Source organism: Granulicella sp. S156 (assembly GCF_009766105.1).
Classification (GTDB): domain Bacteria; phylum Acidobacteriota; class Terriglobia; order Terriglobales; family Acidobacteriaceae; genus Granulicella.
Window position 1 is genome coordinate 13,344 of sequence record NZ_LMUH01000026.1, and the last position, 17,852, is coordinate 31,195.

A 17,852-nucleotide genomic window follows, 5' to 3' on the forward strand; every position below is an offset into this window, starting at 1 on the left:
TCATCACCGAAAAGAATCGCCGTAAGCTCATATCCCATTATCGAGATCTCCCTGTGGAATCCAAGCAGTACCAAACGGCCTCTTCGGCTAGAACGGTTGAGTAGCTGACCTCTAATCAACACCTCAAATTGCTGTACAACTGCTGTACAAGCAGCTCCCATAACACCCCAAAAGCCCTCAAAACCGCCTGTAACGCCCTATACTTCACAACAACTTACGCAAGACCCGGTCGTTTCGTAATCAGCAGGTCAACGGTTCAAGTCCGTTCGTCGGCTCCATTTTGCCTTTCCTGCCTCCCCGAACCTGCTTTGGTTCAAGATATCCACTGATATTCTTCAAATCGTTGCACTAAGCCCTTGAATGAAGTAGGGTTGCCCCGCATACTCGCATCAAGAGCCTAGCCGCGTGGGGCGGCTGGACTTGTACCGAGAGACGAGCGCCGTGAGCCGATATTGCCGAGAAGACGTTCTGCGCATCCTTCGCTTACCCGCCCGCCAGCTTGCCACCTGGGAGCGCGCCGGGCTTATCGCTTCTTCCGAAAACTACTCTTTTGACGAACTTGTGCAGCTGCGTAAGCTGCGCGACCTGACCGCGACCCGCATCTCGGTGAAGAGCATTCGCCGGTCGGTGGACGCGATGCAGAAGGTGGCCGGCATGGCCAATCCGCTGCAGGAGTTCGCTGCGGTGCGTTCGGGGTCGGGGTTGGCGTTCCGCCAATGGGGTGCGCTGGTCAACCCTGTGACGCGTCAGATGGCGTTCGATTTTGAGCTGGCTCCCTGCGCCGGAATGATCGTGGTTCGGGCCAACGGACAGGTGCCTTCGCGGCTCTCCAATGAGATCCAGGAGATGTTCCTCCGCGCGGTGCGGCTGGAAGAGCGTGGGGAGACCCTGGGCGATGCTAAGGTGCTCTACGAGGCGATTCTCGATATGCAGCCGAATCATGCGGCGGCGGCGATCAATCTTGGTACCATCCGCTACAACGAACGCGATTACGAGACAGCCGAAGGCTTCTACCGCCGCGCGACGGAGGCCGATCCGGAGTACGCCCTGGCGTTCTTCGACCTCGGCAATGTGCTGGACGAACAGCAGCGGCTGGAAGAGGCCATTGCGGCCTACGAGCGGGCAGTAGAGCTTGTGCCCCAGTATGCGGACGCGCATTACAATCTGGCGCTGGCGTATGAGCGGATGAAGGAGCCTCGCCGGGCACTGCGGCACTGGACGACCTACGTGCGGCTGGACCCCTCCGGCCCGTGGGCGAGTCATGCGCGTGGACAGGCGAAGAAGATCCTCGGTTCAGAGCGGCTGGCGATCGTCTGCAGACACGGCCGGACGTTGAAGATTGCCGGGTAGTGGCTGTTTCCGGTCGACATTTGAGTTTGTGCCGGCTGCCTGGGGCTAAAAGCCCCTTTTTTATTGCGATTTATCCGGGGGCTCATCCGCTTGCCAGCTTCGCTAAGGCGCGCCCTCGCTTCGCGCTGATACACTCCCATCGAACGCTGCTAACTCTGTTTTACCCGTGGGAGAACCCTGTCTGATGGCTGCACCTTCAACCTTCCGTCCTTTTGTACCCGCCTCCGAAGACCGGAAGGAACTGTCATTCCGGGCCTTGTTTCTCGGTTCTATCTTCGGTGTCGTCTTCGGCGCGGTGACGGTGTATGTCGGCTTGCGGGCCGGCCTGACGGTGGCGGCCAGCATCCCGATCTCGGTGCTGTCGATCTCGATCCTGCGCGTCTTTGGCAGGGCGTCGATTCTCGAAAACAACATTGTGCAGACAACGGGCAATGCCGGGCAGTCGATTGCTTCAGGTGTCATTTTTACGCTGCCGGCCCTCATCTTTCTGGGCTTTGATCTGGAGGCCTCGCGAATCTTTGCCCTGGCGCTCTTTGGCGGATGGCTGGGCGTGCTGTTCATGATCCCGCTGCGGCGGCAGTTGATCGTTGAAGAGCATGGAACGCTGATCTATCCGGAGGGCACGGCCTGCGCGGACGTGTTGCAGGCGGGCGAGCGTGGCGGATCCTTTGCCAGCCGCGTGTTTCTGGGGCTTGGGCTGGGTGGGCTGTATACGCTCTTCCAAAACGAGAACCTCCTGAGCCTGTTTCCGGGAACTCCGCACAAAGACTTCAACTTCGATCCCAACGGGCAGCAGATTCTCAAAGGGGCGTCGATCCGTGCGGATGTTACGCCGGAGTACCTCGGTGTGGGGTACATCATTGGCCTGCGCGTGTCGGCGATCATGTTGGCGGGCGGCGTGTTTTCCTGGCTGGTATTGATGCCGGCGATCATGTTCTTTGGCAAGCACCTGAGCGGGCCCCTTTATCCAGGGACGGTGCCGATCAGCATGATGGATCCAAGCTCTCTGTGGAAGACCTATGTGCGGCCCATGGGTGCGGGTGCGGTTGCGGCGAGCGGTTTGATCACTCTGCTGCGCACCGCCCCGACGATCCTCGGGGCGCTGACCTCCGGCTTCGCGAAGATGGGCAAGAGTAAGACCGCGGCAACGGATACGGATAGCCGTACGGAACGCGACATGCCGATGAGCATGGTGGTTGGCGGCAGCGTTCTGTTGATCGTGCTGATGTTCCTGTTCCTCCAGTTCAAACCTGTTCCTGGAGCGCAGGTGGGATGGCTGGCCAATATCGCAGCAAGCCTATTGGTTATCGTTTTCGGGTTTCTGTTTGTGACGGTGAGCGCGCGCATTGTGGGCATCGTCGGATCGAGTGCCAGCCCTGTGTCAGGGATGACGATTGCGACGCTCATGGCCACGGCAGCGATCTTCCTGGTGAAGGGGTGGACGGCCCCCGCGTTTGGCGCGCTGGCGATCACGATCGGCGGTATGGTGTGTGTGGCTGCTTCGAATGCAGGTGATACGTCGCAGGACTTGAAGACCGGTTATCTGATTGGCGCGACACCTTGGAAGCAGCAATTAGCGGTGATGGTGGGGGTTATCGTATCGGTCTTCGCTATTGGGCCGACGCTCACCGCGATGAACAATGGATTTGAGAGCTTTCAACGGCTGCCGTTGCCACGCGCGATTACGCTCGCCGCGCTGCCGGATGGGGTGCAGGACCAGGGAGCATTCAAGCGCGACACCTTCAGCCTGACGCCCTGGGGCACGAAGGCGAAGGGAACCGGAGGCACGGTTTCCAACGGCCGGCAGTATGAGCTGCTCAACTCCATCGGATCGTCGACCCTGGAGGACGGCAAGTATCTCTATAACCCGGCCACGAAGCAGATCGAGATTCAATGGGTGCAGGGCATTGGCAGTGAGGACGTAGCTGCTCCCCAGGGGCGGCTGATGGCGACGGTGATAAATGGCATCTTGAGCCGGAAGTTGCCGTGGAGCCTGGTTCTGCTTGGTGTGGCCCTGGTGATTGGTATTGAGTTGCTGGGGGTACGCTCACTTACCTTTGCGGTTGGTGCGTATCTTTCCATCGGCACTACGCTGGCGATCTTTTGCGGTGGAGTCGTGCGCTGGCTGGTGGATCGAGCGGCGGCGAAGGCCGGCGAAGAGGCGAAGACTGAAGCGGAGAACGAGGTTTCTTCCGGAAGCCTGTTGGCTTCAGGGTTGATTGCAGCGGGTGGAATCATGGGGCTGGCTGGTGTGGGACTGAAGCTGTTGGAGGAGTTTGTCACGCATCGCCCGAGCCCGCACTTCAGCACGACGAATCCGTTCTACAAGGATTGGGTGAGCGTTGTGGCATTTGCCCTGCTCGCCTTCAGTCTCTATCACTTTGCGCGCAAGCCTTTGGAGAATAAGGAGCAGTAATGATGAAAGCTAAAAACAATTCAATGCGGTGTTGGATAGCCACATTTGTGCTGGCGTTGGCTGTTGTCCCTTGCGCGCGTGCCGATGAGGCGTCGAAGCGTGCGAAGGTGGAAGAACTCATCACCGTGATGCATATGGATCGCATGATGGACCAGATGCTGGAGATGATGAAGAGCCAGGCCGAGCAGGCGATGCAGCAGGCGCCCGGTGCTAATTCTCTGACTTCAGAGCAGAAACAGATTGTGGCCGACTATCAGGCGAAGACTCTGCAGATCGTGATCGATAGTCTGGGTTGGAAGTCTCTGGAGCCGGAGTTCGTGACGCTCTACACAGAGAACTTTACGGAAGAAGAGATTGACGGAATGGTCACGTTCTATAAATCTCCGACGGGCCAGGCTGTATTGAACAAAATGCCTCAGCTCATGACCGCAGCCATGCAACTGGCGCAATCGCGGATGGTCGATATCCAGCCGAAGTTGAAGGCTCTGAGCGAAGACTTAACGAAGCAGCTAGAGGCGACGATGCCCAAATCGCAGGAGAGCGCCCCGGAGACGAAGAAGAATTAGTGCGCCACAATCTCCAGGGAGAACGACTACTGCTATTGAGGTGAAGGCGCCGGTTTTACCGAGCCGCAGTCCGCGCTTTTGAATATTGAGGAGGAGTGGCTCGTCCACTCGATGGTCTTGTTGTCCGCACCGATCTGGATGGACCCGACAAAGTGGATGCTGCCCGTGGCATGACTGTCATCGTTCCAGGAGGATTCGAGCGTTCCCTTGCCAGCCATCCTTCCGGTGCAGACCATATCCGCTGTCATGCTATGCGCTTTGACGACGACGTTTGTGACCTGGCAACCCGGCACCTGCGGAACGATGGCGCCATATTTGTCGAACTGCTGCTGGGTTATGCAGGACTGTATGGTGTGCGGCTCGCCGCTACCCGGTGGAGAGATGCCGCCGGGCAGTGGAGACTGTTGCCAAGTCATGGTACTGGTGGTCTCCCAGAGACCAGCCTTCCGGGTCTCTGCCCAAACGCAGATCGCCGTGGTCAGGAGACAGACGGCAACCATCATGACAAACCGGGTATTACGCATGAATCCTCCTCCAGCAATGCAATAGCGCGCGAGTAGGATAACCCTGCGCGCGCGCTATTGCACTCTTCTATCGAGAATTTGATGACACGCTTTACAGCTCGAGGATGATAGGCATGATCAGCGGTCTGCGGTTGGCGTTCTTCTGGATGAAGCGCTTGAGGTCGCCGCGGATCTTGTCCTTCATCACGCCGTAGTCGCGGCGCTCTTCTTCGCTCGATTGCTCCAGCGTTCGCACGACGATGTCGCGCGCGTTGCGGAGAAGATCGGGATCATCGGCCGCAAAACCGCGCGTGGTGATCTCGGGCTGGCCCTCGACCGCGCCGGTGCGCTTGTTGATCGCGATGATTGGCAGGAACACGCCGTCCTCGCCGAGATGCTTGCGATCGCGGATAACGGTGTCTTCGACGACATCTGCGGTGGAGTTGTTGTCGATGCAGACGCGGCCCGTGGTGACTTTGCCGGTCTTCTGCGCGGAGTCTTTGTCGAGCGTGAGCACGTCGCCATCCTCAAGCAGCAGAACCTTTTCAGGCACGCCTGTTGAGGTGGCTAGTTCAGCGTGGCGCTTCAGGTGGCGATAGTCGCCATGCACCGGGATAAAGAACTTCGGACGTACGAGGTTGATCATCAGACGAAGCTCTTCCTGCGAGCCGTGGCCGGAGACGTGAATCAACCCGTTGGTCCCGTCGTCATGGATGACCCGGGCGTCGCGGCGTTCGAGATGGTCGATGACGCGATAGATACCCTTCTCGTTGCCGGGAATGATGCGTGAGCTGAGCAGAACGGTGTCGCCTGGATCGATCTTGGCGAACTTGTGATTATCCACTGCCGCGCGCGAGAGTGCCGACATAGGCTCACCCTGCGTGCCGGAGATAAGAATGCAAAGCTTATCCGGAGCGAAGTCGCGGATCTGGCCGGGGTGGATGATAAGGCCCTGTGGAGGGTCGATGTAGCCCAGGTCCTGCGCGATCTCCGTGCTGTTGTCGATGGAGCGGCCGACGAGCGCGACCTTGCGGCCATGCTTGTGCGCGAGCTCCATTGCGATCTTGATCCGGTGGATCGACGACGAAAAGCAGGAGAAGAAGATCTTCTTCTTGGTTGCGGCGAAGATGTCGTCGAGACGCGGTATGACGGCTTTTTCGCCCGGTGTGAAACCGGGGCGATCGACGTTCGTGGAATCCTGTAGCAGAGCGAGCACGCCCTGCTTGCCCAGGTCTGCGAAGGCCTGCAGGTCGAAGGGGTGGCCGTCCGGCGAGGAGAGATCGATCTTGAAGTCGCCGGTGTGCAGCACAATGCCGACTGGTGTATGGATCGCGAGTGAGACGCAATCTACCAGCGAATGCGTCACGCGGATGGGCATGATGCTGAACGGCCCCAGCGTGAAGCGGCGTCCGGGGAGGATCTCGATCAGTTCGGCGTCATCGAGCAAGCGGTGTTCGTCGAGTTTGCCCTCGACGTATGCCAGCGTGAACTCAGTGCCGTAGACAGGCACGTTGAGCTCTGACAGGATCCAGGGAAGGCCGCCGATATGGTCCTCGTGGCCGTGGGTGAGCACGATGCCTCGAACCATGGTGCGGTTTTCGATGAGGTAGCTGATGTCAGGGACGACGATGTCAACCCCGAGCAACTCTTCTTCGGGGAACATCAGGCCGGCGTCGATGACGAGGATATCGTCGCCGAATCGGAGAGCAAGGCAATTCATGCCGAACTCGCCGAGTCCGCCGAGGGGGATCATTTGCAGTTTTTCTGAAGCCATGGACTTTCAGTCTAGCGCAGTAAGCGGTCCACAGACGCATGTTATGCCGGATTAGCTGGGATCCGACAGGGTGGAGCTATCTTCGGACGTCATTTGAGCCCGCGCCGCGCGGACGCGTTTGCCGGAGATAAAGCCGTGCAGGGTCTTCCAGATTGGGATAAGGAAAAGCGTCCAGCCTGCATTGCCAGCCTCGGCTGGAGGCAGAAGGCGAGCGACGAAGCAGCAGAGCAGGCCGATAACGACGAAACCCACGTGGTCCCAGAGATAGGTCAGGGTCAGCGTTCGTTCAAGCGGGCTGAGGTCGAGTTCGGAGCGCTGGCGCCAGGCATTCCAGTAAAGAGCTGTTAGACAGAAGTAGATGGCGGCAAAGCCGGCTCCGTAGAGAATCATCAACTCCCGGTTCTGCAATTCGTTCGAAAAGACCTGGGGGCCGATATGCCCTGAAAACTGGGTCGCGACCAAGGTAAAAAGAAACTTCAGGGGATAGACATAGAACAGAAGGGTAAAGAGCAGCGTGCAGTTGATGAAGATCGTTCCCGCATCGTGGAGACCATAGCGGCGAAAAAAGCTGAAGTGATCCCACCAGACTGTGATGAGAACCGCAAAGCAGAGAAAGAAGGGGAGGAACCCAAGTAGAACCGCATGCAGCTCGTCATAGGTATGGGGCACCTCCAGCGAGACGACGATGAGTGTCAATGCGAAGCCAAAGACCACATCGGAGAAACCATCGACCCGCGACATGGCTGTTCCGCGCAGGCGGAAACCGTCTTTGCCGATGTGATCGTTGAGAGCCTGCATGTTTCTGAAACAGTGTAGCTCGCGACTAAGGTTAGATGGCGCGAAGAACGCGGGCAGGCAACGTAAATATGGCGGAGATAAGCTCGAAGACCCCGCTGACAGCGATACCGACGATGCGGAAGGGCAGCAGAACGAGCCAGATCAAGGGATAAAGGATCAGGGCAAGCAACGCGGCTGGCCAGCAGATGACGAGAAGAATGAGAAAGAGAAGCAGTTTCATAGTGGTGTGGAACTCCTTGCTCTAGTGATTACGAAAATGAGGTGGCGACGGTTCCAAAGCTTCCGGAGCGGCTACTTCAGTCTAGAAGAAAAGTGATGAGGGCCGCTTTTCATCCGGAAAAGTGAGTTGCCAGGGATTTCATCCCATCCGATCGGGTGCAAACTGCCCTTAATGGCAGTCAAAGGGTAGCGTTATTCCGTTTTATTGCTGTTGACAGCTAATAAATAAATGTTTCCCAGCACATACTGGCGGCCTCGGGATCCAGCCGTGGAGAGTGCTTGACCTTATGCCTCAAACTTTACCGGCAATTCAGAAGCTACGGCATCTCCTCGCTCAGGGATGGTGGCGCGTCTTCTTTAGCTGCGCCCCAGGATGGATTGGGAGATCCTCCGAGGTTGAATCTGATCGAGCCACCGTCGCTTATATTTTGAAACGTAATCCAATTTTGCGCATGCGCGGCTTCATTCAACTGCACACTTTGGATATAGGTCATGTTCTGGGGATCTGGTGATGCTTCGATGGTGAACGTCTTCCCCTTGTACGGGGCACTCAGATGGATGACGACCCTGGGAAACACCGGACTGCTAAGTTCGTAGGCAAGACTCGCAGGATCGACAGAGTAAAACCCCATCATGCTCATCACTGCCCATGAAGACATCTCCCCGCAGTCGTCATTCCCTGGGATTCCATCGGGTGTATCGGGATAGTTTTCCTTCAGGACACGCCGGACGACTCGCTGCGTCTCCCATGGTTTACCGGAAAAGTTGAACTCAAACGGAGCCTGAAGGTCCGTCTCGTTATAGGGGTTGTAATACTGACCAAACCAGCTCGGATATTCGTAGTCGAAGAACTGAGTCAGGCGCTTATTGAATCGCTCACGTCCCATGGCATTCACCACCCAGGCCAGATCCGCCGGGGCAAGCCATTGATAGTGCCAGCCGGACCCTTCGATGAAACCATGCCCATCTTGCGCCGGATCGAAGTTTGGCACCCAGGATCCATCCGCATTCCGCGGTCTAAAAAATCGGCTCTCGGGATCGAAGACGTTTCTGTAATACAAAGCGCGGTCGTACATGATCTTCGCGTCAGCCGTATTGCCCAGCGCCTTCGCCAGCCTGTACAGGGACGCATACGCAATGGCATCTTCCTGGATCTGCGACACGGATCCGTAGTTCACCTTGTCATTTGGGACGTAGTGGAGTGTGTTGATCCACTGCATGCCTATCTGTCCCTCATAGGGCTTATTCGGGGGTGCTGCCTGCGTGGCGTCGCGATACATGCCCTCCCATGCGGTATGTATGTCGAAATCGTGCAATCCGTCCAGCCATGCGGTGCTCAAGATGACTGTCAGCGGGCTTCCCGCCATAATGTTGGTGTAGCGGTTGATTTGCGGCCAGCGGTCGATCCAACCTCCCTGCTGGTACATCAACACGACCGACTCCGCCATGTCTTCCATGCGCCTGGGCTCAATCAACGCTACCAGCGGCATTTGGCTCCGGTAGATGTCCCAACCCGAGAAGTTGCCATAGAGAAGATGCCCCGGCTTTACTTGATGAATGGCATCGTCAAAGCCGATGTATCGGCCGTCCGCATCGCTGAGGACGCTGGGCATCAAAAGGCTGTGATACAGGGCCGTGTAAAACACACGCTCCTGAGTCTCGGAGCCTCCTGAGGCTTCGATCACATTGAGTGCTTTGTTCCAAGCCGTTCTCGCACTATCCCGAACCTGGTCAAAGCTCTTTCCCTCGGCCTCCGTCTTAAGATTGTTTCTTGCGCCAGCGAGGTCGACGTAGGAGATGCCGAGCTGCGCTGTAACGGTCTGCGATTGGCCACTTGAAGGCCAGCTCGCATACGCGCCTACCCATTGCTCATGGCTCGCCTGCTTGACGGCACGCTCCGCTGTGAGCAGGGCGGGTGTACCGGTCGGCGATCCATTCCAGGTGCCCGAACTGCCAAACGGACGGTCGAAGCGAATTACAAAGTACACCTTGTAGCTTCCTTTCGCGCCACAAAACGCCTGGTTCTCGACATAACCTTCCATCTCGCGATCACCAACCAGATGGACTTCAGCGCCTGTTGTGTTGTTGAGACTGTGGCTGATGGGCAGGACGACATTCGCTGCTTTGTCCGCTGGAAACGTAAACCGCACCATACCTGTGCGATCCGTCGCAGTAAGCTCCGCATTCACATCCCAGCGCTGCAGGCGCACCTGGTAGTAGCCGGGAGAGGCGGACTCCTGATGATGGGAATACGGAGATTCAATCGCAGTTTCCTGCGTTTCAACCGGTCCCGTCGTCGCCGTCAGAAAGACCTCGCCCTCGTTTGCGCAACCCACGCCGCTCATATGGGTCATGCTGAATCCTTTGAGGACCTGTTGATCGTAGTGGTACCCCAGTCCCTTGTCCTCTGTGTCCGGACTAAACTGCACCATACCGAACGGCATCACCGCCCCGGGAAACAGGTTTTCGCTGTCTCCCGGTCCTTTGCCCGTGCCGATGAAGGGATTCACCCATTGTGCCGGGTCACCGTGTTTCTCATCCACCGCGGCAGAAGCATACGGAATCGAGGAGAAGATTGCGATTGCGACTAAACCGAAACTGCAAAGTTTCCGGCTGCCACACCCAAGCCCACCCATAAAAGAAGAATTCTTCGCCACGTATGCCTCCGTACACCCAGAATAAGAGATCCCGTCCATGCTTGCTGTCGTCGTTTCGGAGGTCCGCATGCAGAGATCTGAGATAGTTCATAATCAAGGCATGAAGCGGATCATGAAGCGGATATTGCTCGCCCTCTCGGCGGTGTGCGTGGCGGTCACCACTCCCTATGCAGTCGCACAGACCAAGCCAGCGAAACACTTCATCGTCTACCTGCCCTTCTACCGCCAAGGCGACATGGGCGCTGCGCTCGCCGCCACCAATCTTACCGGAGTCACCGATATCGACATCGCTTTCGTCGCCCCACCGTTGTGTAGCGGCCCTTGTACTTCGGCTAGTGATTTCACCATCAGTGCCGACTCCCACACGGATGCGGAGGTTGATGCCGTTGTCGGGCTCGCGCACGCAAAAGGCATTAGCGTTATGGCGTCGATCGGAGGCGGAGGCGGTGGCGTTTCTGAGATCGCCCAGTTCTACAATGCTCGCCTGAGCGCGCCGCTTGTTGCCTTACTTACTGAATACGTACACCGGCACAAACTCGACGGCATTGATGTCGACATCGAAACCTCTGACAATATGGGAGCACCCTACGCCGACTTTGTAGCCAAGCTCATCACCGCGATGCACGCTGAAGGCAAGCTCGTTAGTTGCGCAACAGCAAAGTACATCCAGGCCTCTATGCCGCAGGCCACGCTGCTCTCGTTCGACTACATCAGCCTCATGGTTTATTCCAACCTCAAGGACGCGCAGGACGCGCTCAATTTCTTCGTGAACGTAAAGCACGTGCCCGCAGCACGAGTTGTGCTCGGTGTCGGCTTCTATGGGGAAGCTCGCAATGATGTCGATGCAGACTATGTGGACATTCTCAATGCGTACCCGAACGCCTATCGTGTCGACACCGTGGGCGGCGGCACGCTCAAAGACGGCATTGTTCTCAACTACATCGGCGAGGACTCCATGGCCAAAGAGGCGAAGCTGGCCAGCCAGTACGGAGGCATTATGGTCTGGCAACTCCTCGGCGACGCACGACCACCGCACTCGCTGCTAGACGTGATCCGCACAAATTTCAGGTAAGGGCCTCAGATCGCCGAGCATGCAATCACTGATGCGACGCAGTCCAGCAAGCATTAAAAACGCGCTTCTCCTCAGTTGAGCCGGTTACTACCGAGAAGCCGACTTGTCATTGCCGATCATCATTCGCACACAAAGCGAGAACCCCAAGTTCACAGTAGAACCTCTAAGGGAATGCGATGACGGTGCCGTCCAGGGGCAAGGCATCCTGGCGTTTGATAGGATGCGGCGTCCACACTGCGGAAGTCGACAGCACCACTTGTTCTCCCGCATCGCCCTCGTTTGTGAAGCGAGCGAAGCGGAAAGGCAGCCCCTCCGACTCCTCGAAGGCAGGTTTGTCGCTGAGGTGAAAGTGTAGGTGCGGCACGGCGGAATTGCCGCTGTCTCCAAGCTGAGCGAGCACCTCTCCGCGATGCACGTGCAGCCCCGCGCGGACGCGCACGCTGCCGGGACGTAGATGCGCGTAGTGCGCAAACACACCAGGCGCAATCTCCAGCACGACGAAGTTGCCATAGAGTCCACGTGCGGTCAAGTCGTTCCCCTCTGGATGGGGGGAAAGCGGTCGACCGTCTGCCTGACCGTCCCGTGCATCGCGCACAACACCGTCGGCGACTGCCAAAACGTCGGCGTCATAGCCGAACCAGTCAGCATTCGCAGAGTCACGAAGCTGCTCTGGTAATACTTCCAGCGCGTGGCCCCGAGCGTTGATACCCACAAAATCGATAGCATAGCGCTGTGGGATCGTCACAACCCCATTCAACGCCAGCAGGCTTCCCCAGTGATGCGAATGTGCATTGCCAGGACCTTCACTCACTAGCCAGTTGCGCCCGCCGCGCAGAGGCGGTGCGATCACGATGGCAGGCTTCCGGGGAAGCGTAACGGCAGCACCTTGTAGCGTGCGTTGTATGCCCTTGGCATCCTGAAAACTCATGCGATGCCATAAGCCAGTAGGGGGAGCCATGCCGGCAGGCAAGGTGATCCAAAGAAACAACACCGTGCGGGCGCCTGCCGGAAGCGTGACCCCGTCTGCAGTCTCCTCTGGGCGAGGCTTCGCTATTTCAGCCAATTCCTTTCCTCTGTAGGTGGCCAAGGGGATCGAGGAAGCTTGCGGAAAGACGCTGAGCTCACTCATGTGCAGGGGGCCATTCGAAGCGTAGAAATTCGTCAGGTGCATCTCGTACGCCAGGTGCATCCGCCCATCGCTGCCTAGGACGGACGTCGGCGCCATCGGCACACGGGCTTCAACAGGTGCACTGAATTGCTGCCCTACAGCCACAGTCGCGGCCATACACAGGCACATAAGCAAGGCACAACCTACCGCAGAGATCCCACGCTCCCGTTCGTTTCGCAATGTTGCTCCTATTTCTCTTTCAACTTGTCTGTCTCGCGACGTAGTTTCCATACCGAGGTCTAGTCCAGACCCGAGCATAATTTCGTCTTAGCTAGACCTGCGCCTCAAGGTAGGCGATGAAGTCAGGATCGGCGTCCAGCAGCTTTAGGATCGGCAGGATCACCCGCGGCCCATTGGAACTGTTGGTGAAGATGATTACACCGGCACGAGATCCTGGATCGAAGTAGCCAAGCGTGAACACCCCCTCGTCGATGCCGGTGTGCATGAGGAATGTTTTCCCGTGTGTTTTCACGACCTCCCATCCCGGTCCGAAGCCAACCTCATCGGGGCACGCCTTGGCCAGTTTCCCGACGCACAGATCCGCCTTCCGGTCCGTCAGCACACTCTCCCGCAGCTTTCGAATCGCCGCGGTCTCTCCCGCACCGCGCATCAGGCTCTCTACGAAGCTTGCGTACTGCGTGGGATTTGTGTAAACCAAGTCGGCAGCAACAAACTGCGTGGCCACCTGCGGCTTCAGCCACTGCCCATCTTTGTCAGTCGGTTGTGCGATATTGCCTTCCATCCATGGCCGCTGCGTGTAGGATGTGCGCGTCATGCCGGATGGATCGAAGATGAGATCCTGCGCCAGGCTCTCGAAGGGCTTGCCCGTCTTCTTCTCCGCGAACCGCGCGACATACTGGTATCCCTCGCCGGAATAGCCGAAACCTGTTCCGGGCGCTCGTGTGAACGCCAGCTTACCGCCGGTTTCACGCCGCCAGTTCGCGAACCCGGTTTGGTGGTCCAGGGCCAGTCGAGGAGTGAGCATCTTTGCCCTGGGATCTGTAGCCACGTCGGGGTCGTCCCAGTACTTATACATAGGCTCATCCAGCGAAAGCCTGCCTGCGGAGGCAAGGCGCAGGATGACCTCAGCAGAGATCGGCTTCGACATCGAGGCGATGTTGTAGAGCGTTGCTGTGCTCACCGCAACGCCCGGACCTTGCTCACCATATGCCTCTGCGAGCACTGTCTTCGCTCCGGCGATCTTCGCAAAGGAGACACTCGCGACGTGCTCGCGATGCAATAATGCCGGGATGACCTGCCTGCGATCGTCTGTTGGCGTCTGAGCCAATACATGAAGGTCAGGAGCGACTACCGCTGCAGCCAACACCAGAAAGAAAAGCATACGGACGTACCTGCGATAAGCCACTTTGGATGAAGCCCCTTTGTCTTGTATTGGCAGTCAATCTATATACGCGCTGGTGCGAGGTTTGTTCCAGCTGGCTGCCGATTCGTTCACTGGGAAAGGAAGCTCGAGCATTCCCCCGGGTCCACCGAAGTCCTCCTGTGTTGAGAGGAGAGTCGTCAAGACAATTTCTGCGATGTTTAGCGATTCCGGTGATTGTCGTTAGCACCAGATAGGTCCTGGGAAACGCGGATCTCGTCATTTGGAAGGGTGCATGAGGCTGCTACATCGAAACTCGTTGCGTTTCCAACACTGATGGATGCGACGATGTCCTCGCAAGCGCGAGGACATCGTCGTTTTATGGCTTACATCCAAGGTGAAGGCCGCGCAGCCAGGGCACGCTGTTTCCTGGGTTTCTAGACGATCTTGTTCCTGTCGATCACCTGTGCCGATCTGCGTTACCGCAGCAGGTCTTCCAGTGCCGTGGATAGATCCGTCTTCTCGTCGCGGTACTTCACGATGATCGGGGTATAGACGCTCAGCCCAAGCTCTTTGCCGGGGCCGCTCTGGATAGCCCGTGAACCGGCGACGACGACTGCTCCTGAGGGAATGATGAGAGGGGTGTCGGCGGTAGCTTTGAGGATTGTGTTGTTGGGTAGGTCATAGACCGGAGTACCGCGGGTGAGAATGACTCCCGCAGCGAGTACCGCCCGCGAGCGCACGATGGTGCCTTCGTAGACGCCGGTGTTGCCACCGATGAGGGCGTCGTCTTCGATGATGACCGGCGAAGCGTTTACGGGCTCAAGCACGCCACCAATCTGTGCCGATGCCGAAAGATGCACGCGTTTGCCGATCTGCGCGCAGGAGCCAACGAGCGCGTGCGAGTCGATCATGGTGCCCTCGTCGACGAAGGCGCCGACATTGACGTAGGCCGGTGGCATCATTACGACGCCCTTGGCGAGATGCGCTCCGGAGCGGACGGAACTGCCGCCGGGCACGATACGCACACCGTCGTCCACGGCAAAGATTCGGGCGGGATAGGTCTCCTTATCGATGAACGATATCTGTCGAGGCGACAGGGCGGCGTGGTCGTTGGAGCTGATGGACATGTCCTTCAGAGCGCCGAGGCGAAAACCGAGCAGGATGCCGCGCTTAACCCAGGCGTTCACACGCCAGCCCGTGGGCTGCGCGGCGTCTGGCTCGGCGGAGCGGAGGGTGCCGGCTTCAAGCCCGTCGCGGAGTTGGTGGAAGGCTCTGAGGGCGTTCTTGTTGCCGACGGCCGAGGGGCCTTCGGTAAAGAACTTTTCTATGGTTTGTTCAAGAGAGATAGCAGGGGTCATGGATATTGAGATTGTACTGAGGATGCGGCAGTGGATTCCGGCACCGCATCCTCAGGGAGGCAGCGCCGCAAGGTAGAAACGCACCGCAAGCTCCCTGAAAAGCCTGGTAGATCAAAAGACGCGCAGGTTTTCGTGCGGATTGTCGCGCAGCAGGCCTAGCTCGCCGAGGATCATCTCCAGCGTGTGGCGGGTCTTTGCCGTCACGGGAATCATTGGCAGGCGAAGCTGTTCGTTCCCGCGTCCCAGCAGTGCGAGCACGGCCTTGATTGGGGCAGGACTCGGTTCGATGAAGTGGGCCTGCATCAGGTGGAAGTAGTGGCGGTTGATGCGTCGTGCGGCGATCCAGTTGTCGCTCAGTGCGCTGCTGACCATCTGCGCCATCTGCTGTGGAATCGCGTTGGACGCCACCGAGATGAGGCCCGCGCCGCCGATCGCGAGGATGGGCAGGGCCAGCGCGTCGTCACCGGCGAAGACCTTGAAGGCGCGCGGCGCCTGGGTAATCAACTCGGTAATCTGCACCATGTTGCCGCTGGATTCCTTGATGCCGACGATGTTGGGAATCTCCGCAAGGCGCAGGACGGTGGCCGGCTCAAGGTTCGCACCGGTGCGGCCAGGGATGTTGTAGAGCAGGATCGGGAGGTCGACCGCGTGGGCGATGGCACGGAAGTGCTGGTACTGGCCTTCTTGTCCGGGGCGGTTGTAGTAGGGGTTCGCCGTCAGGATGCCGGTAAGGCCGCTGATGTTTGCCAGCTTCTTAGCGTTGGCGACGGCCTGATGAGTCGCGTTGTGCGTCGATCCGGCAAACACAGGAACTCGGCCTGCCGCTGCGGCGACTGTGATTTCGACGACGCGCAGCCACTCCTGTTCGGTGAGTGTGGAGGCTTCGCCGGTGGTGCCCGCGGGGACGAGCAGAGAGACGCCGTTGATGATCTGCCAGTTGACGTGCGCGTGCAGCGCGGTTTCATCGACTGAACCATCGGGGCGAAAAGGAGTAACGAGTGCGGTGCCGCAACCTTGCAAATTCATTCCGAAGGGTAGTTTAGAGCAGTTCGCCCCTTTCTGCTCTATACAAAGAGGCAATATGCGTCGATTTTCCTAAAGAAACCTGCGGAGTTACCTGTAGGCGCACTCACTAGGCAGGCGTTGCATCCCGTCGCTCGGGAACTGCTGCCTGTAGCTCCCGCAAACGGTCGCGAAGATGCTGTTGCAGGTTCGTATGTTCAGGTTTACCGAAGAGATTCTGCGTCTCCTGGGGATCGGTTTTAAGATCGTAGAGTTCGAATGCTTCCGGCTCATCTTTGTAGTAGTGGATCAGCTTGTAGCGTTCGGTGCGGATGCCGCGATGCACGGCCACATTCTCGGGATTGGGATATTCGTAGTACTCGTAGAGCCACTCTTTCCGGAAATTAGGATTTGCGTGCGTCGCCAGCGGCAGGACGCTCTTTCCCTGCATATGCGCGGGAATCGAGACACCTGCAAGATCGAGAAAGGTTGGCGCAAGGTCGGTGTCCAGAACCATCTCATCGCGAACTGTTCCGGCGGGAATGCGTTTCGGATAGCGCACCATCAGGGGCACGCGGATCGAGGGTTCATGCATCAGGCGCTTGTCGAAGAGACGCCACTCGCCCAGGAAATATCCGTGGTCGGAGCCGTGGACGATGGCGGTGTCGTCCAGGATGTTCTTCTTTTCCAGGTAGTCCAGTACGCGACCGATATTGTCATCCACGGCTACCAATCCGGCGTAGTAGTTCTTCGCCATTCCCTCCAGCGACCCGCAGGCGACATGCGAAGAGGTTGTGCCGATCTTGTTTTCACCCTCTACAAAACTCTTCGGCTTTCCTGGATAACCCTTCAGGTCATCATCGAAGGTCGCCGGTTTTGGAATGGGCACGCCGTTGTACAAATCGAGATGCCGGCGCGGCCGAAAGAACGGTTCGTGGGGGGCAACAAACCAGACCAACAGGCAGAAAGGCTTGTCGCCGCGATCCTCTTCCAGCCATGCCAGCGCGCGGTCCACGGTTAGGTCGTCTGGATAGATGTTGTGGTAACGCTTCTCCGGTTCGATCTTGCCTTTGCGGCCCTCTTTGAAGAGAGGATTGGCGTAGTCGTTCGCCGGATTATTGTGGCCGAAGTAGTAATCCCAGTAGCGCTCTTCGACGCCGTTGCGCACATGCACTTTGCCCAGGATGGCGACCTCGTAGCCGGCCTCTCGGAGGAGATCGGTGAAGAGGGGAATATCGGAGGGCAGAGGCACGTTCGGATGCTCATTCGATAGCGCTCCTGTAGAGCGAGAGTACATGCCGGTGAGCGCCACGGCGCGTGCCGGTGCGCAGAGAGCGTTGGTACAGAAGGCATTCCGAAAACGAACACCCTCGCGGCCGATGCGATCATGATTCGGTGTCTTGAGGATCGGATGCCCCGCGATGGAAAGCGCATCCGCACGCTGGCCTTCGCCGAAAAAGAAGACCAGGTTGGGCCGCTTGGGCTTAGCTTCAGCCGAAGCTATTGGAGAGACGACTGTTGCCGTCAGTACTGTGCCCGCAACGGCCAAGGAGCCCTGTAAAAAATCTCGCCGCGTAGTTCCATTCGGCGATTCTTTTTCTGCTGTTCCGACGACATTCTGCTGCTCAATATTTGTCATGAGGAT

The 17,852-nt window shown here is 58.0% G+C and carries 14 protein-coding genes; 4 read left to right on the plus strand and 10 right to left on the minus strand.

The window, feature by feature from the left end:
• Positions 1-441 precede the first annotated feature (441 nt).
• The 3 genes from GSQ91_RS21650 (at position 442) to GSQ91_RS21660 (ending at position 4,332) form a co-directional block, all read left to right on the plus strand.
• Positions 442-1,350, plus strand: coding sequence for a tetratricopeptide repeat protein (locus GSQ91_RS21650; RefSeq protein ID WP_158823858.1), 909 nt, complete (start codon positions 442-444; stop codon positions 1,348-1,350).
• A 184-nt stretch (positions 1,351-1,534) separates the two neighbouring features.
• The gene (locus GSQ91_RS21655; RefSeq protein WP_158823859.1) at positions 1,535-3,766 is read left to right on the plus strand and encodes an OPT family oligopeptide transporter; all 2,232 of its coding nucleotides are present in this window, start codon (positions 1,535-1,537) and stop codon (positions 3,764-3,766) included.
• Entirely contained in the window at positions 3,766-4,332 is a 567-nt protein-coding gene (locus GSQ91_RS21660; RefSeq protein ID WP_158823860.1) for a DUF2059 domain-containing protein, read from the plus strand. Before GSQ91_RS21655 ends, GSQ91_RS21660 begins: the two co-directional genes overlap by 1 nt.
• 32 nt (positions 4,333-4,364) lie before the next feature.
• On the opposite strand, the gene GSQ91_RS21665 is transcribed toward GSQ91_RS21660, so the two are convergent.
• The 5 genes from GSQ91_RS21665 to GSQ91_RS21685 all read right to left on the minus strand — a co-directional run bounded on the left by GSQ91_RS21665 (position 4,365) and on the right by GSQ91_RS21685 (position 10,283).
• Positions 4,365-4,856, minus strand: a complete 492-nt coding sequence (locus GSQ91_RS21665; RefSeq protein WP_158823861.1) for a DUF3617 family protein — start codon at positions 4,854-4,856, stop codon at positions 4,365-4,367.
• A gap of 91 nt (positions 4,857-4,947) precedes the next feature.
• Positions 4,948-6,609 carry a ribonuclease J gene (locus GSQ91_RS21670; protein WP_158823862.1) on the minus strand — a complete coding sequence of 554 codons (1,662 nt, stop codon included), beginning with the start codon at positions 6,607-6,609 and terminating at the stop codon, positions 4,948-4,950.
• 51 nt (positions 6,610-6,660) lie between these two features.
• Positions 6,661-7,407, minus strand: a complete 747-nt coding sequence (locus GSQ91_RS21675) for a TMEM175 family protein (protein WP_158823863.1) — start codon at positions 7,405-7,407, stop codon at positions 6,661-6,663.
• A gap of 31 nt (positions 7,408-7,438) precedes the next feature.
• Complete coding sequence (locus GSQ91_RS21680) at positions 7,439-7,627, minus strand: hypothetical protein (protein ID WP_158823864.1); 189 nt, start codon at positions 7,625-7,627, stop codon at positions 7,439-7,441.
• 316 nt (positions 7,628-7,943) lie between these two features.
• On the minus strand, positions 7,944-10,283 hold the full coding sequence (locus GSQ91_RS21685) for a GH92 family glycosyl hydrolase (RefSeq protein WP_158823865.1): 2,340 nt from the start codon (positions 10,281-10,283) through the stop codon (positions 7,944-7,946).
• Between the two features lie 112 nt (positions 10,284-10,395).
• Between GSQ91_RS21685 and GSQ91_RS21690 the strand changes: the two genes are divergently transcribed.
• Entirely contained in the window at positions 10,396-11,355 is a 960-nt protein-coding gene (locus GSQ91_RS21690) for a glycosyl hydrolase family 18 protein (protein ID WP_158823866.1), read from the plus strand.
• A gap of 163 nt (positions 11,356-11,518) precedes the next feature.
• Here GSQ91_RS21690 and GSQ91_RS21695 read toward each other — a convergent pair whose 3' ends face one another.
• From GSQ91_RS21695 to GSQ91_RS21715, 5 genes are all read right to left on the minus strand, one after another.
• Positions 11,519-12,640 (minus strand): M23 family metallopeptidase, encoded by a 1,122-nt coding sequence (locus GSQ91_RS21695; protein ID WP_158823867.1) that lies wholly within the window; start codon positions 12,638-12,640, stop codon positions 11,519-11,521.
• 154 nt (positions 12,641-12,794) lie between these two features.
• Positions 12,795-13,865: a serine hydrolase gene (locus GSQ91_RS21700; RefSeq protein WP_158823868.1), complete on the minus strand. Its 1,071-nt coding sequence runs from the start codon at positions 13,863-13,865 to the stop codon at positions 12,795-12,797.
• A gap of 458 nt (positions 13,866-14,323) precedes the next feature.
• Positions 14,324-15,205: a 2,3,4,5-tetrahydropyridine-2,6-dicarboxylate N-succinyltransferase gene (locus tag GSQ91_RS21705; protein ID WP_158823869.1), complete on the minus strand. Its 882-nt coding sequence runs from the start codon at positions 15,203-15,205 to the stop codon at positions 14,324-14,326.
• Positions 15,206-15,316: 111 nt separating this feature from the next.
• A complete protein-coding gene (gene dapA, locus GSQ91_RS21710; RefSeq protein ID WP_158823870.1) occupies positions 15,317-16,231 on the minus strand; it encodes a 4-hydroxy-tetrahydrodipicolinate synthase in 915 nt (304 codons plus the stop codon).
• 106 nt (positions 16,232-16,337) lie between these two features.
• Positions 16,338-17,846, minus strand: coding sequence for a sulfatase/phosphatase domain-containing protein (locus GSQ91_RS21715; protein WP_158823871.1), 1,509 nt, complete (start codon positions 17,844-17,846; stop codon positions 16,338-16,340).
• Positions 17,847-17,852: the final 6 nt, after the last annotated feature.